At 43.4% G+C, this 25988-nt stretch carries 28 protein-coding genes; 13 read left to right on the plus strand and 15 right to left on the minus strand.

What is annotated here, in order from left to right; translation table 11 throughout:
* Positions 1–255 precede the first annotated feature (255 nt).
* Entirely contained in the window at positions 256–876 is a 621-nt protein-coding gene (locus RMY63_RS18380) for a hypothetical protein (RefSeq protein ID WP_322730075.1), read from the plus strand.
* Between the two features lie 50 nt (positions 877–926).
* On the opposite strand, the gene RMY63_RS18385 is transcribed toward RMY63_RS18380, so the two are convergent.
* Complete coding sequence (locus RMY63_RS18385) at positions 927–1193, minus strand: hypothetical protein (RefSeq protein ID WP_322730076.1); 267 nt, start codon at positions 1191–1193, stop codon at positions 927–929.
* 143 nt (positions 1194–1336) lie between these two features.
* Between RMY63_RS18385 and RMY63_RS18390 the strand changes: the two genes are divergently transcribed.
* The 3 genes from RMY63_RS18390 to RMY63_RS18400 all read left to right on the plus strand — a co-directional run bounded on the left by RMY63_RS18390 (position 1337) and on the right by RMY63_RS18400 (position 2961).
* The gene (locus tag RMY63_RS18390) at positions 1337–1783 is read left to right on the plus strand and encodes a hypothetical protein (RefSeq protein WP_322730077.1); all 447 of its coding nucleotides are present in this window, start codon (positions 1337–1339) and stop codon (positions 1781–1783) included.
* Between the two features lie 267 nt (positions 1784–2050).
* Positions 2051–2533 carry a hypothetical protein gene (locus RMY63_RS18395; protein ID WP_322730078.1) on the plus strand — a complete coding sequence of 161 codons (483 nt, stop codon included), beginning with the start codon at positions 2051–2053 and terminating at the stop codon, positions 2531–2533.
* Between the two features lie 95 nt (positions 2534–2628).
* Positions 2629–2961, plus strand: coding sequence for a translation initiation factor (locus tag RMY63_RS18400; protein WP_322730079.1), 333 nt, complete (start codon positions 2629–2631; stop codon positions 2959–2961).
* A 240-nt stretch (positions 2962–3201) separates the two neighbouring features.
* Here RMY63_RS18400 and RMY63_RS18405 read toward each other — a convergent pair whose 3' ends face one another.
* Together RMY63_RS18405 and RMY63_RS18410 are read right to left on the minus strand one after the other, a co-directional pair.
* Positions 3202–4773 carry an adenosine deaminase gene (locus RMY63_RS18405; protein WP_322730080.1) on the minus strand — a complete coding sequence of 524 codons (1572 nt, stop codon included), beginning with the start codon at positions 4771–4773 and terminating at the stop codon, positions 3202–3204.
* A gap of 388 nt (positions 4774–5161) precedes the next feature.
* Positions 5162–5332, minus strand: coding sequence for a hypothetical protein (locus tag RMY63_RS18410; RefSeq protein ID WP_322730081.1), 171 nt, complete (start codon positions 5330–5332; stop codon positions 5162–5164).
* A 330-nt stretch (positions 5333–5662) separates the two neighbouring features.
* On the opposite strand from RMY63_RS18410, the gene RMY63_RS18415 reads away from it, so the two are divergent.
* Positions 5663–7126, plus strand: coding sequence for an FAD-binding protein (locus tag RMY63_RS18415; RefSeq protein ID WP_322730082.1), 1464 nt, complete (start codon positions 5663–5665; stop codon positions 7124–7126).
* Between the two features lie 476 nt (positions 7127–7602).
* On the opposite strand, the gene RMY63_RS18420 is transcribed toward RMY63_RS18415, so the two are convergent.
* The 5 genes from RMY63_RS18420 to RMY63_RS18440 form a co-directional block, all read right to left on the minus strand.
* Positions 7603–9177, minus strand: coding sequence for a group II intron reverse transcriptase/maturase (locus RMY63_RS18420; RefSeq protein WP_322730083.1), 1575 nt, complete (start codon positions 9175–9177; stop codon positions 7603–7605).
* Between the two features lie 543 nt (positions 9178–9720).
* A complete protein-coding gene (locus tag RMY63_RS18425; RefSeq protein ID WP_322730084.1) occupies positions 9721–9948 on the minus strand; it encodes an NAD(P)H-quinone oxidoreductase subunit O in 228 nt (75 codons plus the stop codon).
* A 269-nt stretch (positions 9949–10217) separates the two neighbouring features.
* On the minus strand, positions 10218–11144 hold the full coding sequence (locus RMY63_RS18430) for a DNA-formamidopyrimidine glycosylase (protein WP_322730085.1): 927 nt from the start codon (positions 11142–11144) through the stop codon (positions 10218–10220).
* A 251-nt stretch (positions 11145–11395) separates the two neighbouring features.
* Positions 11396–11611, minus strand: a complete 216-nt coding sequence (locus RMY63_RS18435) for a photosystem I reaction center subunit IV (RefSeq protein ID WP_322730086.1) — start codon at positions 11609–11611, stop codon at positions 11396–11398.
* A 378-nt stretch (positions 11612–11989) separates the two neighbouring features.
* Positions 11990–12574 carry a PAP/fibrillin family protein gene (locus RMY63_RS18440; RefSeq protein WP_322730087.1) on the minus strand — a complete coding sequence of 195 codons (585 nt, stop codon included), beginning with the start codon at positions 12572–12574 and terminating at the stop codon, positions 11990–11992.
* Between the two features lie 244 nt (positions 12575–12818).
* Between RMY63_RS18440 and RMY63_RS18445 the strand changes: the two genes are divergently transcribed.
* From RMY63_RS18445 to RMY63_RS18465, 5 genes are all read left to right on the plus strand, one after another.
* Positions 12819–13061, plus strand: a complete 243-nt coding sequence (locus RMY63_RS18445; protein ID WP_322730088.1) for a DUF3134 domain-containing protein — start codon at positions 12819–12821, stop codon at positions 13059–13061.
* Positions 13062–13140: 79 nt separating this feature from the next.
* Positions 13141–14244 carry a phospho-N-acetylmuramoyl-pentapeptide-transferase gene (mraY, locus tag RMY63_RS18450; protein WP_322730089.1) on the plus strand — a complete coding sequence of 368 codons (1104 nt, stop codon included), beginning with the start codon at positions 13141–13143 and terminating at the stop codon, positions 14242–14244.
* Between the two features lie 85 nt (positions 14245–14329).
* On the plus strand, positions 14330–14605 hold the full coding sequence (locus RMY63_RS18455) for a BrnT family toxin (RefSeq protein ID WP_322730090.1): 276 nt from the start codon (positions 14330–14332) through the stop codon (positions 14603–14605).
* Entirely contained in the window at positions 14589–14825 is a 237-nt protein-coding gene (locus tag RMY63_RS18460) for a hypothetical protein (RefSeq protein WP_322730091.1), read from the plus strand. Before RMY63_RS18455 ends, RMY63_RS18460 begins: the two co-directional genes overlap by 17 nt.
* A 3-nt stretch (positions 14826–14828) precedes the next feature.
* On the plus strand, positions 14829–15044 hold the full coding sequence (locus tag RMY63_RS18465) for a DUF433 domain-containing protein (protein WP_322730092.1): 216 nt from the start codon (positions 14829–14831) through the stop codon (positions 15042–15044).
* A gap of 6 nt (positions 15045–15050) precedes the next feature.
* Here RMY63_RS18465 and RMY63_RS18470 read toward each other — a convergent pair whose 3' ends face one another.
* The 7 genes from RMY63_RS18470 to RMY63_RS18500 all read right to left on the minus strand — a co-directional run bounded on the left by RMY63_RS18470 (position 15051) and on the right by RMY63_RS18500 (position 20541).
* A complete protein-coding gene (locus RMY63_RS18470; RefSeq protein WP_322730093.1) occupies positions 15051–15206 on the minus strand; it encodes a hypothetical protein in 156 nt (51 codons plus the stop codon).
* A gap of 260 nt (positions 15207–15466) precedes the next feature.
* On the minus strand, positions 15467–16315 hold the full coding sequence (locus RMY63_RS18475) for a tetratricopeptide repeat protein (RefSeq protein ID WP_322730094.1): 849 nt from the start codon (positions 16313–16315) through the stop codon (positions 15467–15469).
* On the minus strand, positions 16287–17054 hold the full coding sequence (locus tag RMY63_RS18480; RefSeq protein ID WP_416212531.1) for a tetratricopeptide repeat protein: 768 nt from the start codon (positions 17052–17054) through the stop codon (positions 16287–16289). The genes RMY63_RS18475 and RMY63_RS18480 overlap by 29 nt, the downstream gene beginning before the upstream one ends.
* 188 nt (positions 17055–17242) lie before the next feature.
* Positions 17243–17767 (minus strand): MogA/MoaB family molybdenum cofactor biosynthesis protein, encoded by a 525-nt coding sequence (locus RMY63_RS18485; protein WP_322730125.1) that lies wholly within the window; start codon positions 17765–17767, stop codon positions 17243–17245.
* Positions 17768–18350: 583 nt separating this feature from the next.
* Positions 18351–18692, minus strand: coding sequence for a photosystem II reaction center protein Psb28 (gene psb28, locus RMY63_RS18490; RefSeq protein WP_322730095.1), 342 nt, complete (start codon positions 18690–18692; stop codon positions 18351–18353).
* Between the two features lie 104 nt (positions 18693–18796).
* On the minus strand, positions 18797–19249 hold the full coding sequence (gene dtd / locus RMY63_RS18495) for a D-aminoacyl-tRNA deacylase (protein WP_322730096.1): 453 nt from the start codon (positions 19247–19249) through the stop codon (positions 18797–18799).
* A gap of 185 nt (positions 19250–19434) precedes the next feature.
* Positions 19435–20541 (minus strand): GTP-binding protein, encoded by a 1107-nt coding sequence (locus tag RMY63_RS18500; RefSeq protein ID WP_322730097.1) that lies wholly within the window; start codon positions 20539–20541, stop codon positions 19435–19437.
* A 342-nt stretch (positions 20542–20883) separates the two neighbouring features.
* Here RMY63_RS18500 and cysS point away from each other — a divergent pair, with 342 nt between their 5' ends.
* The 3 genes from cysS (at position 20884) to RMY63_RS18515 (ending at position 25625) form a co-directional block, all read left to right on the plus strand.
* The gene (cysS, locus tag RMY63_RS18505) at positions 20884–22425 is read left to right on the plus strand and encodes a cysteine--tRNA ligase (protein ID WP_322730098.1); all 1542 of its coding nucleotides are present in this window, start codon (positions 20884–20886) and stop codon (positions 22423–22425) included.
* 113 nt (positions 22426–22538) lie between these two features.
* The gene (locus RMY63_RS18510; protein WP_322730099.1) at positions 22539–23978 is read left to right on the plus strand and encodes a TldD/PmbA family protein; all 1440 of its coding nucleotides are present in this window, start codon (positions 22539–22541) and stop codon (positions 23976–23978) included.
* A gap of 300 nt (positions 23979–24278) precedes the next feature.
* A complete protein-coding gene (locus RMY63_RS18515; RefSeq protein ID WP_322730100.1) occupies positions 24279–25625 on the plus strand; it encodes a TldD/PmbA family protein in 1347 nt (448 codons plus the stop codon).
* Positions 25626–25988 lie beyond the last annotated feature (363 nt).

A 25988-nucleotide genomic window follows, 5' to 3' on the forward strand; every position in this document is an offset into this window, starting at 1 on the left:
TGATGTTAGACGTAGAATTAGTATTACCACTAGTATAGCACAAGCCAAGGTGGTTAGGACATTAACAGATGATGAAACCTAGACACAAAGAGACTTTTCACCCAGTCCCCAGTCCCCAGTCCCCAGTCCCTTGCTATAACTTCAATCGAGCGACATACTTCTAGCGGATACTACGGATGAAAGATGTGTCTTCTTGTAGATGAACGCTACAATCTATCAGAAAATCAAAGAAATAGTTAAATCGACAGTGGCTTCATGACGCCTAATTTAACACCTACAGCGACATTTAACTTTGTTACCGTGCTATCCCAAGCTGCGGTTACGTATCGAGAACCACAACGCATACGCCCTAGTGCTGAAATATTAGTAAATGCGTTGCTACAAGCAGAAAAAACTGCCAAGCAACAACGGTTGACTTATCCGTTTGAGTTTCTTCTCGGTAAATGGCAACTTTGCTTTGTCACTGGCACTAAGAAAAACAAAGGTAGTGGGGGAATTGTATTAGGCAACGGTTTCTATGTACCCAAGTTTATAGCAATCCATGTTTCCTTTAATGCCACTTTGGAACAGGATTCAGACAGAGGCGAAATTACTAATCAGGTTGAGTTTAACCCAGTTTCACTGAAGCTCACGGGCCCAGTGCAATATTTTGGTAAGAAAAATTTATTAGCCTTTGACTTTAACCAAATGATTATCAGTTTGTTTGGTCGTGTTATTTACAACAGAGCAATCCGTGCTGGTAAAGTTCAAACAGAAGATTTCTACAACCAACCTATAGCTAAACTACCCTTCTTTGGCTTCTTTTTAGTGACAGAAGATTTCATTGCAGCTCGCGGTCGTGGGGGAGGATTGGCATTTTTGATTCGAGAAACTTAAAGACGCTTGCCAGAAATCAGGCAGTCTTGCTGGAGGGAATCCCCAGAGAGTTACTGATCCTGCTTACCTTGATTTCGGATTAAATAAGCCTTGATTTCAGCTAGCTCTAGCCTATTTTCACGCACCATTACTTCAAGTTCATTAAAGCCAAAAGTCATCGCCTCCGACATTTGTTTGTAATTGCCTAAGAGATGATTAAAATTACGCCTCTCATTAACTCCTTCAGTTGCAAGTGCTACAGCTGACTGGGTAGCTTTTTCTTGTTTTAGCTCTAACTTACTAAACCACCAAGCTACCCAACCTGATAAAGCACCCACAAAAGCTAATAAAAAGCTAGCCAGGGATTTGCATCACAGTTGTTACCCCTGGTGCGCCGTTCCGCCCAGGTTTACCATCAAGGCCATTTCCTACCGTCTCTTCCTGGTAGTCCCGGTATGCCTGGTCTAAGTCGCAGTAGAAGTTGGAAATCAAAATTCTTTGGGTTGGTCATGTTGAATTGCGGCGTTACCGGGGTGGTAAAAATCTCCCGAATAAAAGCGATCCTGCTGATGCTTTAGCAATGGCTGCTTACGGTCACGACCCAGATCACCGACTGGAAACTGGGGACTTAAATTTGAGGTATTTCCTCATGCACCGTCCCGAACCCATCGATGAGTTGCGCGATCTGTGTCAGCAACTCGAACACCTCAACCGGGTGCAATCGCCAATTGTGAATTATGCCAGACAACTTCTAGCTTGGCAATTCCCAGAAATGGCGCACACCAAGAGTGCATCTACTAAACCAGGATTTTTACCGCCCCTTTGGGGATGGTTAGCTAAGAGGCTGGAAATTTCGCCTGCGCCCCCCAACTTTTGGGAATTCCCCAGTCTCCAGTTTCCAAAACTTTCGATTACCCTGAAAAAATAACCGAGAAATTGCTGAAGATTTCGGCGTTTCAGCTAAATAAACTCATCAAAAATCAACAATATATTTCCTTGGGATGAACGCAGTTTCTCTCAAAGGCGGGATGGAATGCTTGAAAAAATCGACGACCATGAAAGAGAAACGCTGTAGCTGTGCAGTTGTAAATTTGAGTGGTATATGTTTTTTCAATTCCCAGCGAAATCACAGGAATTCCAACTTTGTTTTTGCAACAGCAAGGCTTTTAGCAAATACAGGTGAGAACGAAATCCAATGAACACAATATATAAAGAACGTAAAATAGTTTCGCGTCTATTTGCAGTGCTGCTTTCGGCATTGCTAATGGTTCCCTTGTTGAGTAGCTGCGGAGGCGGTTCTAAAAACGCTTCAGTTCCACCACCTGTTGATGATACTGTTGGTAGAACAGTGAGCGATCGCCAAACCGAAGCTAAGAAGGGCTTGTCTACTGGGCAAAAAGTGGCTATCTTGGCAGGTGCTGCGGGACTTTATTACCTCTATAACCAACATAAGAATGCTCCCCAAGAAGGAGCGCAAGGTAAATACTATCTTTCCAAGAACGGGCGTGTATACTACCGTGACGCTGAACATCGCGCTCACTGGGTAACGCCACCAGCAGAAGGAATTCGAGTACCGGAATCTGAAGCACAAAAGTATCGGGAATTCCAAGGCTATAACCGGAGTGCCACAGGTCGCGATCTCACTGGTCTAACTTCATCCGCAGCTCCGGCACTCTAGATCAGCGAAGCGTGTGTAAATAAAAAAGCGGGTTTCCCGAAGGATAACGCCGATCGCGCACGTCGGAAACACGAACTTAAATCAGGAGACAGATTATGGTAGATGAATTTTTCCGAAAGGCGAAGGAGTTGCTTTTGGGGTCGAACAGCGATCAAGCTGATAAAGATGCCGAATTCCGCGATCGCAATGTACGTCCAGCCAGCGAAGATCCCTACGGCGATCCCGCAGATCCGGCATCTTACGGCAATGTTCGCCCAGCTAGTGAAGACCCCTACGGCGACCCCGCAGATATTGCATCTTACGGCAATGTTCGCCCAGCTAGTGAAGACCCCTACGGCGACCCCGCAGATACAGGGGAGTTTGGTGACGTCCGCCCAGCTAGTGAAGATCCCTACGGCGACCCCGCAGATCAGGATTCCCGCCGTTAACGCAAAACCTAACCTCCCAGCCTCCTTCCCTACCAGAAAATGGAGACAATTCAAAGCCTCTTCTCTTCTAGAGGAGAGGTTTGGAAAGGGATTTACGGGTTTCGATAAATTTCGGAATAAAAAATAAGGCAGTGGGATTAAAACCTACTGCCTTTTATTTGATTATCATTATCAATAAAAGTTTTTGAAGTATTTTAGCTGATTGACAAAATGTACTTTTTCTTAACCTCTTACGGGTGATCAAAGCCAGTTCTGCAATGACTCAAACCGAGCAAATTCTGACTCTAGTTGCCATTGAATTCGTGCGTGTTCGCTCTTTTGCAAAAAAGCACTGCACCCTTGAGAAATGGAGGTTGCACCAGGGGTATCGCTTGCACAAGCTGGAACCATCGCCTTAAACTCAGGCGACTTCCAGAGACTATTTCCAGGAGAGAAACTATATTCTAAGCTATTGCGAGCCAGTCGCTTGAGGTCTTTATATCCCAGCCCATATCTTGTTGCCACCAACAGATATTCATGACTTAAATCGATGCGGGAAATGCCTTCATCATCGGAAGCAAGAGTCATTGGTACGCCAGCTTTCCAATACTCCATAAAAGGATGCTGATTTCCCTGGACATTCAAAATGACCTCATTACTGGTCAGGCAGATTTCGACTAACACGCCGCGTCGTTGCATTTGCGCCATCAACTCGAAAGGACGCTCCTCAAAAAGAATATCCACACCATGTCCGATGCGAGAGGCTTGTGCTACTTCTACAGCTTGCCGAATATGAAAACGTAAATCCTCGGTCGGAACCAACCCCAAAGTTAACTCTCCGGCATGGAGTGCGACCTTAACATTGGGAAATTGGCGTTTGAAAAATTGCAGCATCTGCATTTGCAGGGTGTAGTCACGTAGTGCAATCGGGTTGTCTTCTGGGGCGACGAGATTGATACCAACTACTCGCTTTTGTGATGAAGCTAGTGCAAAGGCATAAGCTAACTGAGAAAATACTTCAACAGGCGATTTTGTTCTTGTCGTTTGCTGCAAATAGCGCACCGTTACTGTACATCCAGGCTGTGCCGATGGAGTGCCGCAACCGAGTGTTTTCGAGACTTCACGCTCCAACTGTGTTAATTGCTGACTGCCGAGTGTCACTAGCTCGGTTAATCCTCGCTTGAGTAATTGACGGTGTATCTCTTGCAAATCTTGATTCCAACCAACTTCACGCCCTAGCTGTCGAACCTCACTACCCTGAACGGTAAGCATTAATTCTAGATAGCTAATATGTTGTGAAGCTGCCCGATTTGCAACTTCTGCGACCATATCATCCCGACGGCTTGCAGAATCTGATATTGCCCCAAAACCAGTAAAAGCCTCAAAAAATTGGTCGTGTCCAGATTTTCCAGCAAATTGGAGGTTGCGAGTAGACCAACGATTTATTAGGGAATCATAAACAGATGTTCGGTTGAACAATTCTGAGGCTGGAAAATAGCTACTGTCCTGATTGCAAGCTAATGGTTCAACTAAAGCCCCTGCCTTTGGATTTACACAATACCCATCGGTGGCAGCCCACTCCAGGTAGTGTTCTGCGTACACAGCCCCGCTTAGATGAGTGTGGATATCCCCGCCCTTCGGCATTCGCTGTACAAATGCTCGTAAAGCCGCAGGTTGAGCGCGATGGGCTTCAAACCAACTAGCAGCTTGAGCTTCACTGTGAGTCGAGGACTGCTGCGAAGTAGATGGGACTTGGGCTGCTCCACTGAAGATAAAACAGCTAGAACTCGTTAATACTCCTAAAAACAAATATAAGAGCGATCGTCTATGCATATAGATTTATTTTTTTGTAAAACATGGCCAGAATTATCTGGTTTAATTGCCGCGTCATTGTAGGGTTTATCTGCGGTAATAAGCATTGAAACACTGATAAAATGTCCGGCATAGGCTGCAAGTAGTTTTTGAGTTGTCGTGGTGAGAAACAATAACTCTACTACGAAGTCTCTTACCTCTTCATGCTCTTATTTGGGCAACGGTATTGTACTTATGATCTAATCTCATGGTTTTCAAGTTAAGAATATATGCTTATAGATTGAAAATAATGATACTCAGTATGAGTGTAGTTCTCATCCTGTTCAAAACCATCAACTATCAATCTTTATAAGCTAGATAAACGTATAACCTGAGATAGATACCTGTCAATGAATTTTATATAATCCAATCAGAACTTATCATTTCTTAACATTGTCTTGAAGTCTGAAAAGAACAGTAGATCGAAAAGTTTTCCAGAAGCCTTATCAGCCCTTGATTTTCTCTTGGGAACACCATTCGCCAAAATCAGCTGATAATCGCTTGTATTTTTTAAGGGCGATCGCTCGAAAGGAATTTTCATAACATCAACTTCTTGCCATCGCTCCGTGTCATTGCTTTCCCATTTTCTTAGAGGAAAGGGGAAAGGGGCGATCGCTCCAGAAGTGTAACTTTTGCTCTGGTGCGGACACTACGTGAACGCTTGTATTTTCTAAAGGTGATTTTTTCTTAAGTTAAGCCTTAACAGTATTTAACCGTATTTTTAATGTAATGATTGTATATTTTTTAATTTATGGCACAGCCATAAATTCACACCTTTCACTGAATAGAAACACACTGTTAGTTAAGTAAACACTAAAACTCTTAGTGTGTTTACTTGAGAAAGCAACGATTACACTACCAAGTAAAAATTATGGGACAAAACACTTCACGTCGCTCAGTTTTACAAGGTTTGATTACCAGTGCAATTGTGATCGGGTTTGATTTAACTACTCGTTCTTGGGTAACATCTGCCAGTGCCACATCTGTTTTTGAAAGCTTACCTGCCTTAGATGGAGTGCTTTACACGGATAATGCGACACTTGCTGATGCCAGTATTGACTTTGGTAATATCGTCCATCGTCAACCGATAGCAGTACTTAAACCAGGCTCCATTGAGGATATTATTCAAGTTATTCAATTCGCTCGCACTCACAAGCTCAAGGTTGCCCCACGCGGTCAGGGTCACTCTACCTACGGTCAGTCACAAGTAGAAGCAGGCATCGTCATTGATTTAAGTACGCTCAACAAGATTCATTTCATTGGTACAGACCGAGCGATTGTTGATGCTGGAGTCGTATGGAGTCAGTTATTGCAACAAACGCTTGTGCAGGGATTAACACCGCCTGTTCTTACCGATTATATCGAACTTTCTGTTGGCGGTACTTTGTCAGTAGGAGGTATTGGCGGTGCAACTCATCGCTATGGTGTGCAAGTTGACAATGTTTTAGAACTCAAGGTAGTTACAGGCAAAGGTGATCTCGAAACTTGTTCACTGTTGTACAATCGCAATCTATGGTTTGCAGTACTAGCAGGGCTAGGTCAATGTGGAATTATTGTACAGGCAACTGTTAAGCTAATTCCCGCCACTACCAATGCCCGTGTATTTCAGTTGTATTATGACGATTTAGCTACCTTTACTCGTGACCAACGCCAAATCATAAATGATGAGCGCTTTAACTATGTAGAAGGTCAGTTAGTTTCTAATAATGCTGGTGGATGGCGTTATCTGCTAGAAGCGGCTAGCTTTTACAGTCCTCCCTCTGTACCTAATAATAACCGATTGCTTCGGGAATTAAACTATACTCGCGGTACACAACAAATAGAAGATAAAACTTATTTTGATTTCCTCAATCGTTTAGCTCCTACAGTTGCCTTCCTCAAATCTATTGGTGTTTGGTCTTATCCTCATCCTTGGTTAGATTTGTTTGTACCTGGTAGCGCAGTTAACAGTTTTGTTGGTGAAGTCGCTGCCAACTTAACGTTAGCTGATACGGGTCAAGGGCCAATTCTGCTATATCCAGTCAAAACCAACCGTTTTCATCTACCCTTGTTCCGGGTTCCCACAGAAGAGATTGTGTTTCTCTTTTCTATTTTGCGAACAGCAGCACCACCAGAAGATGCTGTAGTTACACGGATGCTGTCTGATAATCGCAAACTATTTGAGCAAAACCGTGACTTGGGTGGTTACAAATATTCCGTAGATGCTATTCCCTTTTCCAAAAAGGATTGGCAGCAGCATTTTGGTCGAGTTTGGGGAAATTTGGTAAGTGCAAAGCGACGTTACGATCCAAATAATTTACTAACACCAAGTCAGGGCATTTTTGCAAACTGTTAGCTTAAGCTTTTCCTTTAATGCGATGGCGTACCCGCCCACCGTTGTAAGGGTGCGATAGGGCGATCGCATTAAATAAAAGCGCAGCAGTATTTAAAAAATGTGTAATTTACCCAAGGCTCTACTTAAATCTAAGCTTGTAGCCTGACGATTACAAGTCGGATGGACAATTTGCATATTATGCGATCAGTTCTAAGAGAAAGTGGGAGGGCGATCGCAACCTCCTGCTATTTTTTAGTTCCGTCGAACTCACGTTAAACCCAAGACCCGTCTGGTCGCGGCAAGAAACAGAGTAAAGGCAAAGCGGCTTTGCCTTTGGGGCAGTTTTCCTCCTGCCTTCCTTGATAAATGCTGAATTCTGAATTCTGACTTCTGAATTCTTTTTACTTATTTGTTTGAGTCGATGGGGAGTATTATCTCCCGCACCTCTCAGTTAGATCCGTGCGTGCAGCTTTTACTGCACACGGCTCCCGATGTTCTCAGCTTGCGCTTTTGCTCATGTGTTTGTAATCATGGCAACTCTCGTGAATTGCTTCAAGATTATTTTTCTTCCAGTTGGCGTGATTTCCATCAATGTGATGCAGGTGAACCCGTTCCTCATCAATGAATTTTAAGCCGCAGGATGCACATCTATGGTTTTGCTTCTTAAGAATTTTAGAGGTTTCTCCGTCATAAAGCTTACTGTTACGTTCGCTCCAATAAGGTGTATCTCCGTCGTAAGGTGATTTAACTCCTTTGACAGAGATGTGTTTGTTTTCGGAGTAGGAAACTTTTGGAAACGCTTTATCTATTAATTTTTTACTAGAGTAGCGTGTTTGCTTTGCTTCCTTGTTAAATACCGTATATGCTCTGTTACTTATAGACCAAAGCGAAAGTTTTGACCCATCCATCTTGCAGAACTTGTGGTAATTTCTCCAACCTCTAACTACCGGGGCTAATTTCTCCGCCTTAGTGGTAGCACCATAATTCGAGTTGTTGACGATGTGTTTTACTTTCTTGCGGAACGCTTTGAAGTTGTCTACTGAGGGGATACTTTTGAACTTTCCGTTTTTCTGGATTTTAAAATGCCAGCCGAGGAAATCAAACCCATCTGTCGCGGCGGTAACTTTGGTTTTCTTTTGGCTTACATTCATTCCGCGATTGCGGAGGAACTCGCTGATTCTTTCAAGTATCTCTGTCGCATCATCTTCGGGTCGAAGTATAATAACCATGTCATCCGCGTATCGGATTGATGGTTCAGTAATATCATTGACTGAAGTTTTGTCAGTGATTCTGTATCCTTGATTACTATGATATCTGTGTATACTCTCAATCCCGTTGAGTGCAATATTGGCTAGTAAAGGACTGACCACTCCCCCTTGGGGTGTTCCTTGTTCGGGGAATTCTGGGTTGACTCCAGCCTTGAGGCATCGGAAGATACAGAGTTTTAAGCCTTTGGGGGCAATGAGTTCGTCCATTATTGCTAAGTGGTTAATCCTGTCGAAGCACTTTTCAATATCGAGTTCGATTACTCGTTTTTCTATTCCATTGACCTTGGAGCTAAGGTTTAAGTAGATGTACTTTTGTGCATCGTGGGCGGAGCGCCCGGTTCTGAACCCATAACTTCTAGCGTGGAAAGTGGCTTCGTGTGCTGGTTCGAGTGCATATTTTGCTAGGCATTGCCAAGCTCTATCCGCGATGGTAGGTATCTTAAGCATTCTGGTAGTCCCGTCCTTCTTAGGGATGGGGATTTCCCGTAATCCTTGATGCTTCCAATTTCCACTATTCATTTTCAGTAGTTCTTCAAGGTTGAAGCGTTCTTCAAATGAGAGTGATTTCTTCCCATCAATACCAGCCGTCTTTTTACCAGCGTTTAGCTGAGATACTTGTCTAATTGCAAGAAATCGAGCCGAGGTGGATTTTAGAATGAGCTTTTGGAGTAACCGCGCTTTCCGCTTGTCTCCAACTTGAACAGCTTTGTACACGCGCTTTTGAAGGCGGAAAAGATTTCGGCGGAATTTCTTCCACGGTAGGGCTTTCCAAGATTCACTAGTATGTTTACTGTGTCTAATCATTTTCTCTTCTCTAGTTAGTGTATTCTGAACACCTCAGACCAATTACGGTCTGTCCTACCCTAACTGTGGGAATTCCTCCGCTCGTCTGGTCTACCTGAGATTCGACTGTCTCAAGACCCACAGTTAGTTTTTATTCGTTCCCTCGGAGAGATTGATTGTTCCGTTAGATGTAGCCAATTCAACTGCTGGATTCCCTAGACTCTTTGCCGATACTGAGTACCTGTTCGGCGGGAATGAACTCCAGTAGGGTCAGGGATTTTTGTGTTGCGCCCTTGCCCCTCGGTTAGTCGTTTTTCTAGGCTCGGTTTCATCATAGGAACTCCCTATTAGCGCCAGTGTCAACCCGCAACGGTCGTCTGATTGCGCCCTGTTCCCAGCTTCACTCTACAAGAACCGAGCTTGTTCGGTGTGGGCAGATAAGGAGTCAATTCTGAGTCTGAATGGCAAGGCTTGCACTTGCATCTGACCGAGAGTTCAGCCTTTAATGACAGTAATCTGCTGTCGGGCTGGCTTAGTTATGTACGGACTGATTACCGTGATTCACTAAACAACGAATCGCACAAACTCTTCAAGTTGATCCACACGTAACCAAATATTAGGTGTTGGCACTTTCCCAAACTTAATCAGGGCGTAATCACCTTTGATATCGACAATTTCGCCCTTAGTTTCAAACAAATAAGCAGGAAAGCGAGCATCACTGGCTTTTGCCTCCAGACTGTTTTCCAGTTTTTCGCGGACAGCGCGAACCATATCTCCTTTTTTGACTGCCATGAATTCCCCTCTCAAATTTGTAACGTCTTTCACCTGCATTTTAAAAGAGTTTCGAGTTAGAACTCCTAACTCTTATGAAAAGTGCTGAGTTCCGAGTTCCTCGGCTTAGAGTTAAAAGACCGCCCACTACGAGAGCGGGGTATCAACCTTCTCTCGGATTGGAAGATTCCGCCCACTTTCTTGCGGGGCATTAACCATAGTAGTCAAGTGTTTAAGTAAGAAAAAATACTCCCTGCTCAGTACTCAGTACTGAGATAGTAAAGAAGCGATTAATCGCGTCTCCTAACTCCCCGTAACGTTTGACACTCGGAGCAAAAATGACTAGATCGCCCAGCTAACCTAATTCGTTGAATTGCTGTACCACAAACTCGACAGGGTTCTCCAGCACGGTTATAAACCCAGGCAACACCACCATAGTTGCCGTTAGTACCTTTAACGTTTAAGAAATTACTAAATGTTGTACCACCAGCCTTAATGCTAGTTTCTAACACTTGAATGATGGCTGTTCGCAAACGTTCAATTTGCTTTAGCTGCAAATCTATACACAAGGTTTCAGGTAAAATTCCACTCTGAAACAGGGCTTCATCGGCATAAATGTTACCTAATCCCGCCACTACTGATTGATCTAATAGCGCAGTCTTAATTGGACGGCGGCGGTTTTGGAGTTTGCTTGCTAGATATTCAACAGTGAATTCAGGTGAAAAGGGATCTGCTGCCAGTTTTGTTAAACCAGTCATAATACTTTCTACAGCAACACCGGGCGGAATCCACCATATTTTACCGAAGGTTCGCTGGTCAACAAAACGCAATTCCTGCCGATCCCCAAAGAATAATCTAACCCGCGTGTGCTTATGTAATGGTTCATCTCGATGCAGCCATAGGAGTTGACCGGTCATTCGCAGATGAACTCCTAGCCAACCTGTGGAAGAGGGGGAGGATGAGGAGGATGAGGAGGATGAGGGAGAAGGGGGAGTGAGTTCAGCTAGGAGATATTTACCGCGACGATGCCAAGTAGCGATCGCTGTGCCAACCCCTCCGGGGTACGCATTCTTTTTAATTCCATCAACAAACTCACCAACAGAAAACGGGTAGGCGATGGTGCGATCGAGCAACACATCTCCTCCCGTGATTTCTTGGTTGAGGGTCAATTGATTTAGACCCCTTCGGACTGTTTCAACTTCAGGCAGTTCGGGCATTCAAGCTGAGTTAGGCAGGCAATTATGATTTATTTGAGGGATCGAGTAAGAAGAGATGGAGTAGTAACTTACATAGCCGTATATAGCTCGTATTACTACCCAATAGAAACCGTAAATACCCGCAGGGCGGCTCTCGTAGATTAGGGTAGGCTAGGACAAAGAATGAATGAACTGAAATTTTCAGACTTCATACTTCAGACTTAAGACTACCCTTCATCATCGCATCAAACAACCCCCTTGTAGCTTTGCTGCTATTTTTTCGGTGCTTTAGCCTTTGGTGCTTCAACCTCGACTAATTCATCTTCAGCAAAGTTGTTGGTATTGATACCAGAGTAATTTACCTTGTTAAAGCGGACAATTACTGGGTATTTGATGCCGCCTTGGTCGATGGAAGCTACAGTTCCTAGATCCTGAAACCAGTAGGATTCAGGGCGGAGAATACGTACTTTAGAACCACGTTGAACCATGATTATTTTCCCTTTTAGTTATCAATCGCCAATCTAGAGGGCTAATTGATTTCACTCTACAACCTCAAGGTCGCAGCAAGAGTCTTTGTTAAGTTATTTGTCTGAATTGAGAGTAGGGAGTGGGGAGTGGGGAGTGGGGAGTGGGGAGTGGGGAGTGGGGAATTGGGAATTGAGAATTGGGCATTGGGCATTGAATATTAATTATTCTTTCTCCCTGATCTCCCTGATCTCCCTGATCTCCCTGATCTCCCCCATCTCCCTCATCTCCCCCACTCCCTACTCCCTACTCCCCATTCCCCAAAAAATTGTATTAGATCCTACTTGACAAGGCACACGTTATAGCGTACCTTCGTTCGCAAATAGTTATTTTGTAGAAGCTTATGTTTTAGTTAAGACAAACACACTTCCCTCATTACCTCTGCCGATCCGCAGGTTGTTATCTATATAAGTGATATCTAACCAGCCTTGCTGTTTGTCACTGTTTATAGCAACATCAATTCCGGGAAATTTTCTACCTGCTTCAATTTGTTGGATAAAAGTTACCGGAGAATTGTATTCTATTAAACGTTGTAAGCCGATAATAGACCGCTCGAATTTTACTTGGACACGTCGAAGTGAAACTGGCTCAAATTTGGCAGCAACGCTGACTAATCCTTCTAAATAAGGTAAGCCGTAAATCTCCGCTATGTTGTAAACGCTGGTAGTTTCTACTCGGATACACTGATAGATTTGACCGAGTTTGCACAAAGGTAGACGATCTAAGTTTAAAAGAGCCTTGCTAGTGGTGTATAGTAATCGCCAATTGCCATCTAGCAAATTACTAGCTTCCACCGGACGGGGTGTAGGATTAAAGTCTTCTAAGTTGGCGATCGCTGCTAAGATAGCCTGTTTCTGTTCTTCAGTCGCCAGTAGACCGCGATTAGTAAGTGCGATCGCATCCATAAGAGCCGCTTTTCCCATCATCGCCTGTCACCTCAAAAATCATTCACTTTCCATCAGCATAAACAAGATATTCATGACATATATGTAGAGCCATAAAAATTACTAAGAATCGCTTGACTTAAGCCTTATGCTTATTAAATAAAAAAATTTCTATCTGAATGCGGATTTATCAACTAAAGGGTTGAAAAGATAACTAAATTAATCCGTGTCAAGTGATAGACTCTAAATGTCAACTTACGTCAACCTTTTCTTGCCCTGACTCGATATGTTGAACTCTCCATTACGTGAAGCAGCTCGTAACCAACGAGCCGATGTCATCCCCCTAAAGCCAGAGTCCTCTTTGTTGGACTGGTTACAAAACAACGGTCGCATCATCGCCCGTGACGTTCACGAACCGGATTTTCAAGCTGACGAAGAAGGAATAGACTCCCTAATGGGTGTAGAAGATGGAATTGGCTACGACCTCGATGATGATGAAGATGATGATATAGGAATCGCTGAGAATTAGCCTTTTCAGGCTAGGGACTTGGTAGTATCCCTAGTTAATGGTATTCAATTTTATAAGTGTGGAGTGAAGGGAAACTTCTGTGGACGCTAAATTATCTCCTGAGCAAGGATTAAACATTTCTGGAATCGCTCTAGCCTCTTTATTAGCCGTAGGGCTAGGTACAACAGCATTTTTCTTGGATTCGATCGCCAATCGGCTACCTTGGCAAAGTATGTCGTTAACCCTGCCACTGCTGTTGTGTGCCTTGGGTTCAGGTGTGGTGGGCTATTGGGTAATACCTTTACTTCAAGCACTTAAAACTGGACAAATAATTCGCGAAGATGGGCCCCAAGCTCATCTCAAAAAGGCAGGCACTCCCACAATGGGCGGTATATTTTTTATACCTGTATCTGTTCTGCTTGCCTGTATATTGTCTAACTTTTCTAAAGAGGTGCTTGCAGTTTCGGCTTTGACAATCAGCTACGGATTGATTGGCTGGCTCGACGATTGGCAAATTCTGCGCCGGAAATCAAATAAAGGTATATCTCCACAAACAAAACTGGCTTTGCAGGTGAGTTTTGCGGCTATGTTTTGTCTATGGCTGATGTTTAATCAACCTTCTAATATTACAAATATTGCTTTGCCTTGGGTGAGCTTCACACTACCCTTAGGATTTCTATTTTGGCCAATAGCCGGTTTTGTACTAGTTGCAGAAAGTAATGCGACTAATTTAACAGATGGTATTGATGGCTTGGCAGCAGGAACAGTTGCGATCGCACTTTTGGCATTAGGTGCTCTAGTCGCGCCTACAGCACCAGGATTGATGGTTTTCTGTGCTGCTTTAAGTGGCGGGTGCTTAGGTTTCTTAGCCCATAATCGTAACCCAGCCCGCGTTTTCATGGGAGATACTGGTTCCCTGGCACTGGGAGGAGCTTTAGCTGCTGTAGCACTATTGACAAACAGCTTAGTAGGTCTGTTTATTCTCAGTGGTATCTTCTTCGTAGAAACCCTTTCGGTGATGGCACAGGTAAGTTATTATAAAGCCACTAAAGGGCCTGATGGTAAAGGCAAACGTCTCTTCAAAATGGCACCTTTACACCATCATTTAGAACTTACTGGCTGGTCAGAATTGCAAGTAGTAGGAGTGTTTTATATCATCGCTGCGATTTTAGCTACCATTTGTTTAGCGATCGCACCTTTCTAAAAATTGTTGAAAAACTAATTTAAGAAAAAGAAACCCCGAAACTTTGCGGTTTCTTTTTTATTTGGAATCAAGTGAATAATTTCACATGGAATTTGAATGGAATTCAGACAAAGCGACACTAAATCTTGAGAAGCATGGTGTTTCTTTTCAGGATGCTGCAACTGTATTTAACGATCCCCTATCCATAACTTTTCCCGATCCTGACCACTCAATTGGAGAAAGCCGCTACGTTATTATTGGCTTATCTGGGTTTGGGCAACTCTTAGTAGTTGCACATACTGATAGAGGGGAAAAAGTAAGAATTATCAGCGCCCGAAAAGCTACCCCTAGAGAGAGGAGGTTTTATGAAGAAGGAAGTTGACAACGAAATGGAAGATGAAGTACGTCCTGAATATGACTTCGCTCAAATGGAAGGGGGAGTTAGAGGTAAATATGTTGAGCGATATCGTACACAAACTAACCTAGTGCGTTTAGATCCTGATGTTGCTCAAGCTTTTCCTAACGATGAAGCAGTGAATGAGGCATTAAGATTATTAATTCAGATTGCCCAGCGTCAGCAACCCAACAATTTGGAGGGATAATTTATGTTAGGTCTGGAGAGAATTACATTTGATCCTACCATTATGGCTGGACAAGCTTGCATTCGCGGGATGCGGATTCCAGTTTCTTTAGTGGTAAATTTGGTAGCTCATGGAAAGCCCATAGAAGAAATTTTAAAAGAATATCCTGATTTAGAAGCAGAAGATATTCGTCAATCTCTTCTTTATGCAGCGTGGTTGACTCAAGGAAGATGCGCCTAATTATCATTAGAAAACCGCTGTGTACCTTTGCGCTAACCTCCGCGTACCTTTGCGTTGAAAAAAGCTAGCATTTGGCGTAGCTTCATAAAGAAACGGTATTAGCGATCGCCCAGCCTTCCCTAACAAATTTTCCCAAAGCGATCGCCTTGACAACACCATCATTCCACCTCAAAACAAGGAACGACTAGCTCGAAATTAAAACGTTGTCACTTGAAACAGGAATATTCTCACTTGGAACAGGAACGTTCTCGTTTGAGACAGGAACATTCTCACTAGAAATAGAAATGTTCTCGTTTGAGACAGGAACATTCTCACTTAGAATAGGAACGTTCTCGCTGGGAACAGGAAACTTGGAGTTTAGAACACGAACCTTGGAGATAAAAGCTTAATTGATGAGGCTGAGAACTTGTATTTTACTGTTCTTAGGTGGGGCGATCGCGAAGATTTGCCAAATTTTCACGACAAGTGATAGTTTTCAGATGATTCGCTCCTAAGCGTTGCTCCAAAATTTCCAAAGCTTGCAAGTAAAGGGGTTCGGCTTCGGTGTATCTTCTTTGGGATTTGTAGAGTCCTGCCAGGTTATTGAGGCTGGTAGCAACATCAGGATGTGACTCTCCTAGTAGGCGTTGCCTTAGTGCTAAAGCTTGCTGGTAGAGGGGTTCGGCTTCTGAGTAACGTTCTTGGGAGTCGTAGAGTGACCCCAGATTGTTAAGGCTTATTGCAAAGAGAGGATGTTCTTTACCCAGTAGGCGTTGTATCAGTTCTAATGCTTGCAAAAACCGTGTTTCGGCTTCTGAGTAACGTTCTTGGGATGTGTAGAGTAACGCCAAGTTGTTGAGGCTACTAGCAACATCAGGATGTGACTCTCCCAGCAAGCGTTGCCTCAATTCCAGCGCTTGTAGATGCAACGCTTCGGCTTCTGAGAAACGTTTTTGGGAGTAGTAAAAATGCGCCAAGTTGTTGAGGCTTTGTGCAACAAAAGGATGTTCTTCTCCCAGCAGGTGTCGTCTCAGTTCCAATGCTTGCAGCAAAAGTGGTTCGGCTTCTGAGTACCGTACTTGGAAGTAGTAGAGTATCGCTAGGTTATTGAGGCTTAGTATAAAATCAGGATGTGACTCTCCCAGCAGGTGTCGCCTCAGTTCCAATGCTTGCAGCAAAAGTGGTTCGGCTTCTGAGTACCGTCCTTGGGATTTGTAGACTTCTGCTAGGTTGTTGAGGCCTCGTGCAAAATCAGGATGTTCCTCACCCAGCAAGTGTTGCCTTAATTCCAATGATTGCAGGTACTTCGCTGTATCGTCCTTGGGAGTAGTAGATTCCTGCTAAGTTGTGGAGGCTTTGTGCAACAAGAGGATGTTCTTCTCCGAAGCGGTTTTTAGCTACTTCTAAACACTGCTCAAGCAAAGGTGTTGCCTGGTTATATAATCCCTGACCATCGTAGAATTGAGCGTTACCGAGGAAAGCCCAAATTAAATCTTCATCACTCACGTATTGAATGAGGTTTTTAGCTACCTCAGCTATATGAGGTATTGTAGGGGAGACATCGGTGATTTGCTCAAGGGTGGGTGTTTCAGGAATATCTTTAGCAATTGCTACCATTACCCGGCAAAGCGATCGCTTTAATTCCTTTACCTGATTAAACTCAGCCTGCTTGATTTGAAAAAATTCCCGAATCAGTTGATGTAGTTGGTAGCCGTTCTCTCCTTGAAGCAGATGCAAACTCTCTAACTCAACTCTGCTATCTTCCAACTGTTCAACATTTTTTCCCGTTTCTACACTTTCTACCAGTGTCCAGGGAATAGGAGCTAAAGCAAATAAACTCAGTAAAACATCTAACTCCTTGGCATCATGACTTAACTCGTCCCAACTTAACTCGAAAGCAGCAATAACACCCCATTTGACATTTAGCGTCCAAGTTTTGTCTTTTTGATCCCTTGCTAAAGACTCATGAGCTAACTTTTTTGCTTCTAACCGCCGCAACATTTCTGCTAAAGAGAGTTTCCGCTTTTTCACATACCTCCCCACCAAGTTCAACGCCAAAGGCAAATAACCTAAACGCTGACAAATCTCTTTGGCATCAACTAATTCCTGTGCGACTTTTTCTGCTCCTACCCACTCTTGTAAAAGTTCCAGTGCTGCGGACTCACTTAAAACATCTAGAGTGAATGACTGAGGAAAATCTAACTGTAACCTGGTGGTAATTAGTACTTTAAACCTGGGTGATTGTTCCGCATTTGACTTACTAAATGAGCCAGTTCAGGTAAAATCAGTTTTTCCATAGCTAACCGCACAGCATTACTGGAACCAGGAAGCGAAAAGATTAATTTATTTTGATAAATACCAGCAACAGCGCGAGAAGCGATCGCCCGCGAACCAATTTCTTGATAACTTAAAAAACGAAATAACTCACCAAATCCCGGCAAAGTTTTCTCCAATAACTTCTCAATGGCATCGTAGGTGGTATCTCTTGGTGCAATACCTGTACCACCATTGAAGATTACAGCATCCAAATTTGAGCTTTTACCTAGATTTTCTATCTGCTCTTGAATCTGTGTTGGTTCATCTTTGATAATCGTGTAGGCTCCTACAGCATGGTTAGCACCAAGGAGTAACTGCTGAATTAGCTGGCCACTTTTGTCTGTTTCCAAAGTGCGTGTATCGCTGACAGTAACTACAGCACAAGTTACTAGAACTCCAGGCGAGTCTGGATGAGGTTGTGGCATTATATGTCACTCATGTACTTTTAATAATTGATAATTGGGCATGGTAAATGGCGCATTGACCGTGCCAATTTTAGATTTTAGATTTTGGATTGGGGTTTTTGGATTGGGGTTTTTCGGTTTAAGCCCCGCCCCTTGTGAGCGGAAGAAATCTAAAATCGTTAATCTAAAATCCCCAAGCCCCGACCCTTGTGGACGGGGTTAATCCACGCATACGCTCTCTACGAGACGCTCTTGCTAGCTTGCAACTCTTACAGAGTACGCGGACTCGCTAACGCTTCGCTATCGTAAATCTAAAATCCAAAATCGTTTGACCGAAGAAGCAGGGGAGCTCTTAGCTGGGAGCAGAGGAGAAAGATTCTAGGATTCCCCTGCCAAAAGGGATATAGAGCAAGTAAATTTATTTATGCTCAAAATAAAAACATTTATTTCGAGACGCGCAGCGCGAACGCGAGTGCGTCTCGTAGAGAGAAATAATACGTCCGCAAGTGAGCAACTGCATTTATGTATGGGGTTCTCCCCCCTGCAAGAACTGCCCCTTGTCCTCTTGCTGACAATTACCGATGCCCCATGCCCTATGCCCTATGTCCTATGCCTCATTTTTGCTCAGTCCCAGATCGTTTTCTTCAGCATACCGCTCCATGAAGCGCATAAAGCGATCCCATTCTTGGGCAGATTTCATCACGTAAAGTGCTTCTAATTCTTCCGGTTTCCCGTTAATAAATTTAGCCTTAACTTCACGGGTAATTATTTCGCCTTCTTCGTCAATCAAGTACATCCCGGTAATATCTTCGGTGGTACTTTGATCTAAAATTTTCGGATTCGTAAAAATAAACGTCGCTGTACCACTGTCCCCAGTACGCGATCGCGTCAGACGCACATCTGGAATTACCTCTTCGTCAAAACCTCTAGAAAACTGGATTTTCGCCATGATGAATGAATTTAAACTTTGGTGATGGTTAATTTAATATTCTCTCATCAATTAGAACACCACGGTCTAGAGGCTACTGTTATTCATTTTTTTAGTGTATATACTTAAATTGCTTCTTTTTCAAGTAACAAAGTTACGGGGCCATCGTTTTCAATTGTAACTTGCATCATTGCACCAAATTGACCCGTTTCCACCTGCAACCCGCTAGCTCTTAATTTGGTAACAAAACGATTATACAAATCTGCTGCTAATTGGGGAGCGGCTGAACGGTCAAAAGAAGGACGGCGACCTTTGCGACAGTCACCGTAAAGTGTAAACTGACTGACTACTAACAAATCGCCGCCAATTTCTTGTATAGATTTTTGCCAACGGTCGTCTCCTCCTTCGTCAGGAAACAGCCGCAACTCTAAGCACTTACGCACCATCCAGTCAATTTCAGCATCAGTATCGGTATTGGCTATACCTACGAGCAAATTTAGCCCCCGCCCAATTTTACTGATAATTTCACCATTCACTGTAACTTGAGATGATTTGACTCGCTGGATAACAACGCGCATTTTAACTAATTCGTAATGACGCTTGCGGACTCGCTAACGTCATTATTGGCGAAACACTGGCTATTCTCTCATTTTCCATTGCTCAAAATCGATGGCAGAGCCATTAAGAATGCATTCCCAGGTTCCACCTGGGAACGAGTAGACTCCTGTAGAGACGTGATTAATCGCGTCTCTACTCCTAACTTTTATTTCCCAAACCCTTTACCGCGACTAGTAGAAGGTAGACAAATGCAGTTTTCGAGTTGACTGATTAAAGCCTCACGATCCAAATTTTGACCAATCAGCACTAGTTGGTTTTTCAATTGACCTTTCCATTCATCATCATCCAAGGTGAAGCGTTTACCGCAAAGGTGGAAAATATGACGCTTCGGACTTTCATCAAACCACATAATGCCCTTCGCTCGGAAGATATTTGAGGGTAGCTGGTTATCTAAGAAATACTGAAACTTCCTAATAGAAAAAGGCTTGTCACTTTGGAAAGATATGGAAGTAAAACCATCATTTTCTAAATGGTCAGAATGATGGTGATGATCGTGATGGTCATGGTCATGGTCGTGATGATCGTGACCGCATGTTGAGTGGTCATGGTCATGGTCGTGATGATCGTGATGGTCGTGTTCATCCACCACTGTGTCAAAATATTTATCAGACTCAAACAGACCAACACTGAGAATTAAAGGAAGTGGCACTTGCGATCGCGTCGCGCGAATAATTCTTGCTCCTTCCTTAACTTCGTTAATTTTTCTTTCTAACTCGTTCAAAGTGGCTTCATCAACCAAATCTGCCTTGTTCAGCACAATTACATCGCCATAAGCAATTTGGCTGTATGCTGCCTCAGAGTTAAATAAATCTAAGCTGTAATTCGCCGCGTCTACCACGGTAATAATCGAATCTAAGCGGGTTAAATCCCGCAATTCTGTGCCCAGAAATGTTAAAGCCACTGGTAGCGGATCTGCCAATCCAGTTGTTTCCACGACTAGATAATCTAGATTTTCTTGGCGTTCTAAAACTTTGTAAACTGCATCTACTAAATCATTATTAATAGTGCAGCAGATACAACCATTATTTAGCTCCACCATGTTCTCACCAGTGGAAACAATTAGCTCGTTATCGATGCCAATTTCGCCAAATTCATTTACGAGAACAGCGGTTTTTAAACCCTGTTGGTTGTTGAGGATATGATTGAGTAAAGTCGTCTTGCCACTACCGAGGAAACCCGTAATAATTGTTACTGGCATTCCTTGTTTGGGCGTATCCATTGCGGAAAATTCGGGTGTAACTGCTGATTGCATAGCGCTGTTAATCAAATAGTCAAAAAATAGTAATGTAGCGCAGATAGTCCAGAAAACACTAGCGTCGCTACGCGGAAGTCAAAAGTCAAAAGGAGCCAGTGCGTTGCGCGGGTTCCCCGCGTTGTTCGCGCAGCGTCTCCCCTTCTCCCAAAGGGAGAGGCTAGCGCCAAGGGAGAAGCAACTGGCTCTCAAAAGTCAAAAACCCTTGATTTCTTGGCTTTCGAGATTTTGTCCAAAGTATGTTGATTTCCGCCGTGACGTACTAGCATAGGGATGCTGGACTGTCATCCCAGCTGCTTTACCCTATTATTACGTATCTCTCTATTTCAGCATTACTCTGTTATGACCCTAACCCTTTACAATACCCTCACCCGTCGTCAAGAACCGTTTGAAACAGTCGAAACAGGCAAGGTTAAGATGTATTACTGCGGTGTGACGGTATACGATTACTGCCATTTGGGTCATGCTAGAGCTTGCATCGTTTGGGATGTAATCCGCCGATACCTCCAGTTTATCGGCTATGAAGTCCGATATATCCAAAATTTTACTGATATTGATGACAAGATTCTCAATCGAGCCTGTCTTGAACATTCCTCAATGGAAGCTATAGCCGATCGCTTTATCAAAGCATATTTTGAGGATATGGCACGGCTAGGAATCAAAGAAGCCGATGAGTATCCCCGTGCTACCCACACGATGAATGGCATTTTGCGGTTAATTCATGAGTTGGAAAATAAAGGTTTTGCCTACCCTGCTGACGGCGATGTGTATTATGCAGTGCGGCAGTTTTCTGAGTATGGCAAGCTTTCGGGACGCAAGTTAGAAGATATGCAAGCGGGGAAAAGCGATCGCGTCAACGTCGAAGATCCAGAATACCAGAAAAAGAAAGACCCCTTTGATTTTGCTTTGTGGAAAGCAGCCAGACCAGGAGAACCTGCTTGGGACTCACCTTGGGGTGCAGGTCGTCCAGGGTGGCATATAGAATGCTCGGCAATGGTACGCGATCGCTTGGGTGATACCATAGATATTCATGCTGGTGGTGCCGACTTAATTTTTCCCCACCACGAAAACGAAATTGCCCAATCTGAGGCTGTGACAGGAAAACCCCTGGCGCGTTACTGGCTGCATAACGGCATGGTGAAGGTAGATGGTGAAAAAATGTCCAAATCTTTGGGCAACTTTACCACTATTCGAGACTTACTAGATCGAGGAGTTGACCCGATGGCAGTACGGTTGTTTGTACTGACCGCTCAATATCGTACACCAATTGATTTTACCGACGAAGCGATCGCCGCAGCAACTAACGGTTGGCACACCATTAAAGAAGGGTTACTCTTCGGCTACCAATACGGTAAAAAACTAGGCTGGGAAGTAGGGAGTGGTGAGTGGGGAGTGGGGAGTGAGGAAGGAAATAATACTAATTCCTATTCCCCATTCCCTATTCCCCATTACCCCTTATCCCCAGAGGGGGCCCCACCTTCCCCACTCCCTGAGATTGTTGAACGCTTCCAAGAAACTGTGAATAACGACTTTAATTTTCCTGGTGGATTAACAGTGCTGTTTGAATTAGCTAAAGAACTGCGCCGTGAGGGAAATATTATTGTGCATGAAGGTAAAACTGAAACTTCCCCTGATGAGTTAAAGCGTCAATGGCAAACTCTTGTTACATTAGCTGGAGTTTTGGGTTTAGAAGCCAAAATAGAAGCGGAACCGGACAAGAGTAATGGTTTAAGCGATGCGGAAATTGAGGCACGAATTCAGCAAAGGCAAGAAGCACGTATTGCCAAGAATTTTGCCGAAAGCGATCGCATTCGTGACGAACTTCAAGCACAAGGTATTACGCTAATTGATAGCCGTGATGGCACGCGCTGGCATCGGAATTAGGGAGAGTGGGGAGTAGGGAGTAGGGAGTGGGAAGTAGGGGGAAAATTCCCCATTCCCCACTCCCCATTCCCCATTCCCCACTCCCCATTCCCCACTCCCCATTCCCCAAAATTATGTGGTCTGAACTTAAAAAAGCGATCGCTAGTTTCGATATTCCCGCTGATTGGATCGGTATTAGAGCCGTAAAGGAGACTTCTACTACCCGTTTAGTCCGTGACGCCTTACCCCAACTAAACGGCAAATCCTTCACTACCGGAGCCATGCTGGAAGTTTTAGTCAATGGCTGTCTGGGTTATGCAGCTACTAACTCTCTAGAATTGTCTTCCCTACAAACTGCTGCCGAAACAGCCTATAAACAGGCACTAGCAGCCAGTGAATGGTGGATACATCCCTTCCGTGAAAGTGAGCGCCCCAAAGTCGTTGGTGAATATAAATCTCCATTTCTTGAGCCATTAGATGCTCTGAGTCCAGGAGAAATCAATGATTTACTGGTTCGTATTTGCCAAACGCTGAAAGTTGACGACAAAATTGTGCAAACCATAGCCAGCGCCAGCACCACTGAGAGAGAATCTTGGTTTGTTAGCAGCAATGGCTCAGAAGTCTATCAAAAAATACTATCTATAGGCACTAACTACGGAGCCACTGCTCAAGATGGAGCCGTTGTACAGCAGCGCAGCAACAACGGCTCACAAGCAAACTGTTACCAAGGCGGACTCGAACTCTTAAAACAAGAAAACTTATGGCATCGAGTGCGGCAAATAGGGGAACAAGCAATAGAACTTTTGACAGCAGAGGAATGCCCAACCACTCGTACCAATTTAGTTTTAGCCTCAGATCAAATGATGCTGCAAATCCATGAAAGTGTTGGACATCCCCTAGAAATTGACCGAATTTTGGGAGATGAGCGTAACTATGCTGGGGGCAGCTTTGTTAATAAAAGTGATTTTGGCAACCTAGTATATGGTTCGCCATTGATGAATATTACCTTTGATCCCACCGTGCCTGGTGAATTTGCCAGCTATGGCTTTGATGATACGGGTGCTGTAGCAACAAAGGAATATTTGGTTAAAGAAGGAGTACTCCAACGGGGTTTAGGCAGTCTAGAGAGTCAAGTAAGAGCCGATGTACCAGGAGTTGCCTGTGCCCGTGCTTCCTCATGGAATCGACCAGCGATCGATCGCATGGGTAACTTGAATTTAGAGCCTTTAAACGGCACTTTTGAAGACATTATCGGCGGGATAGAACACGGCGTTTACATGGAATCTAACCGTTCTTGGTCAATTGACGATCGCCGCTACAAATTCCAATTTGGTTGTGAGTACGCTAAATTAATTGAAAACGGTAAACTTACTAAAACCCTCCGTAATCCCAACTACCGCGCCACAACACCAGAATTTTGGCATAGTTTAATTAAAGTCGGAGATGCCACAAACTGGCAAATGTATGGTACTCCTTATTGTGGCAAAGGAGAACCAAATCAGGCCATTTGGGTAGGACACGGTTCACCGATCTGTGTATTTGCTAATGTCGAAGTTTTTGGTGGAGGAAGTTGAAAGAGTTAGGAGTTAGGAGTGAAGAGTTAGGAGTTAAAAATGAAGAGTTAGGAGTGAAGAGATGGTACTTAAATAGGTAGGTATTATTAAACAGAAAATTTTAGTTAGTAGTGAGCGATTCATTGCTTAAAACAAAAATTATTAGGACTAAGATCCTTACTACAAACTTTAATTTATTTACGTCTAGCTACTTAGGAGTTTTGAATTAAAAAAAACTCCCAACTCCTAACCCCTAACTCCTAACTCCTAACTCCTAACTCCTAACTTTCTCCCCCATTCTCTATGAATAATTTAATATCTATGAAAATTGAGGAATTATCTGCATTAGAAGTCAGCTTTAATCGACTGATTGAAAGTCTGCTGATCAAAAAAGTAGAAGATGAACAATTCACTGTGAGACTTAGCAGTGAAATAAGTCAATTTACTCGTTTCAATCATGCGAAAGTGCGACAAACTGGTTGTGTTGCTGATGGTTGGATAGAACTGACTTTGATGCAATATCAGCGCAACAGTGTTCGGCAGTTTCCTTTTACTGGAAATTGGGAGGTAGACTGGCAGTTAGCATATACTGCTTTGCAAGAACTACGTAACGAACTTATTCTACTACCCATCGATCCATATCTAGTTTTGCCATCAGGAAATAATATCAGTAGAGAAATACATTCTGGGAATTTGTTGGCGGCTGAGGCAGTAGTTCCAACTGTGTTAGAACTAGTTGCTGAATTGGATTTTACAGGGATATATGCAGGGGGAATAGTAATTAAAGCTTATGGTGATTCTAGTGGTCAAAAACACTGGTTTGCTACTGATTCTTTTACCTTAGATTATTCTTTATTTTCCTCATCTGGACAAGCAGTTAAGGGTACGTTTGCTGGGAGTGATTGGAATGAATCTGCATATATAGCCAAAATTAACGAAGCCAAAAAGCAACTCGAATTGCTTTCTCGCCCAGCCAAAGAATTACCACGGGGACAATACAAAACTTATTTTGCACCTGCTGCTGTTGCAGATTTATTAGTAATGCTTTCTTGGGGAGCGGTAAGCGAAGCTGATATCCAACAAGGAAACAGTGCTTTAGCTGCTTTATCGCGTCAAGAAAAACAACTTTCTCTAAGATTTAGTTTGAAAGAAAATTTTCAGCGAGGATTAGTGCCGCGATTTAATGAATTGGGAGAAATGGCAGCACCGGAGTTACCTGTAATAGAAAAAGGATATTTGGTAAATACTCTAGTGAATTCTCGAACTGCTAAGGAATATCAAAAAATTGCCAACGGCGCTAATGGTTCAGAGACTTTACGAGCGCCAGAAGTGAGTACTGGAAATCTAGTATTTGAGCAGATTCTTCCGAGTTTAGATACCGGATTATATGTATCTAATTTGCATTACTTGAATTGGAGCGATCGCCACACTGGTAGAATCACAGGTATGACTCGTTATGCTTGTTTTTGGGTAGAAAATGGAGAAATTAGTGCTCCCATTGAAAACTTACGTTTTGATGAAAGTCTTTATCGCTTCTGGGGAGAAAACTTAGTAGATTTGACCACTTTTCAAGAATTCATTCCCGAAGTAGGAACTTATGAAAGTCGCCAACTGGGAGGTAGTTTAGTTCCGGGTATGCTGGTGAAAGATTTTACATATACTTTGTAATCATCTGCTGAGAGGAAATCAAAAGCCAACAGATAGAAATAGGCTCTATCGCTCCCTTTATGGTTCCTAATATTAAATCCATGCTTTTTAAAGCTGTTTTTCTTATAAAGAAAGAATTTTGCAGTTTTCCAACTTGGTATTTAATAATAGCGTAAGTCAGTTTAGCATCAGGGAAGCGATAGAACCTAGAAATCTACCCTAAGAGGATGTTTAAAAAGTATTGGGCGAATATAAATCGCTGCTACACAAACGTTCGCGTAGCGTCTCGTAGAGAAGGGGGTTTCCCCCGTAAGCAACTGGCGCCCGATTTATAATCGCTAAGGCTAGTAATAAATTAGACTTTACAAACATCCTCTAACAGGG

The organism is Nostoc sp. ChiQUE01b, assembly GCF_034531255.1.
GTDB lineage: Bacteria > Cyanobacteriota > Cyanobacteriia > Cyanobacteriales > Nostocaceae > Nostoc.

Bases quoted from the DNA above. Each gene is read 5' to 3' on its own strand.
- RMY63_RS18380 (WP_322730075.1), top strand. From the start codon at position 256: ATGACGCCTAATTTAACACCTACAGCGACATTTAACTTTGTTACCGTG.
- RMY63_RS18445 (WP_322730088.1), top strand. From the start codon at position 12,819: ATGTTGAACTCTCCATTACGTGAAGCAGCTCGTAACCAACGAGCCGAT.
- RMY63_RS18435 (WP_322730086.1), bottom strand. From the start codon at position 11,611: ATGGTTCAACGTGGTTCTAAAGTACGTATTCTCCGCCCTGAATCCTAC.
- RMY63_RS18460 (WP_322730091.1), top strand. From the start codon at position 14,589: ATGAAGAAGGAAGTTGACAACGAAATGGAAGATGAAGTACGTCCTGAA.
- cysS (WP_322730098.1), top strand. From the start codon at position 20,884: ATGACCCTAACCCTTTACAATACCCTCACCCGTCGTCAAGAACCGTTT.
- RMY63_RS18425 (WP_322730084.1), bottom strand. From the start codon at position 9,948: ATGGCAGTCAAAAAAGGAGATATGGTTCGCGCTGTCCGCGAAAAACTG.
- RMY63_RS18455 (WP_322730090.1), top strand. From the start codon at position 14,330: ATGGAATTTGAATGGAATTCAGACAAAGCGACACTAAATCTTGAGAAG.
- RMY63_RS18430 (WP_322730085.1), bottom strand. From the start codon at position 11,144: ATGCCCGAACTGCCTGAAGTTGAAACAGTCCGAAGGGGTCTAAATCAA.
- RMY63_RS18395 (WP_322730078.1), top strand. From the start codon at position 2,051: ATGAACACAATATATAAAGAACGTAAAATAGTTTCGCGTCTATTTGCA.
- psb28 (WP_322730095.1), bottom strand. From the start codon at position 18,692: ATGGCGAAAATCCAGTTTTCTAGAGGTTTTGACGAAGAGGTAATTCCA.
- RMY63_RS18470 (WP_322730093.1), bottom strand. From the start codon at position 15,206: ATGATGGTGTTGTCAAGGCGATCGCTTTGGGAAAATTTGTTAGGGAAG.
- RMY63_RS18510 (WP_322730099.1), top strand. From the start codon at position 22,539: ATGTGGTCTGAACTTAAAAAAGCGATCGCTAGTTTCGATATTCCCGCT.
- RMY63_RS18415 (WP_322730082.1), top strand. From the start codon at position 5,663: ATGGGACAAAACACTTCACGTCGCTCAGTTTTACAAGGTTTGATTACC.
- dtd (WP_322730096.1), bottom strand. From the start codon at position 19,249: ATGCGCGTTGTTATCCAGCGAGTCAAATCATCTCAAGTTACAGTGAAT.
- RMY63_RS18405 (WP_322730080.1), bottom strand. From the start codon at position 4,773: ATGCATAGACGATCGCTCTTATATTTGTTTTTAGGAGTATTAACGAGT.
- RMY63_RS18515 (WP_322730100.1), top strand. From the start codon at position 24,279: ATGAAAATTGAGGAATTATCTGCATTAGAAGTCAGCTTTAATCGACTG.
- RMY63_RS18500 (WP_322730097.1), bottom strand. From the start codon at position 20,541: ATGCAATCAGCAGTTACACCCGAATTTTCCGCAATGGATACGCCCAAA.
- RMY63_RS18400 (WP_322730079.1), top strand. From the start codon at position 2,629: ATGGTAGATGAATTTTTCCGAAAGGCGAAGGAGTTGCTTTTGGGGTCG.
- RMY63_RS18410 (WP_322730081.1), bottom strand. From the start codon at position 5,332: ATGAAAATTCCTTTCGAGCGATCGCCCTTAAAAAATACAAGCGATTAT.
- RMY63_RS18420 (WP_322730083.1), bottom strand. From the start codon at position 9,177: ATGATTAGACACAGTAAACATACTAGTGAATCTTGGAAAGCCCTACCG.
- RMY63_RS18440 (WP_322730087.1), bottom strand. From the start codon at position 12,574: ATGATGGGAAAAGCGGCTCTTATGGATGCGATCGCACTTACTAATCGC.
- RMY63_RS18465 (WP_322730092.1), top strand. From the start codon at position 14,829: ATGTTAGGTCTGGAGAGAATTACATTTGATCCTACCATTATGGCTGGA.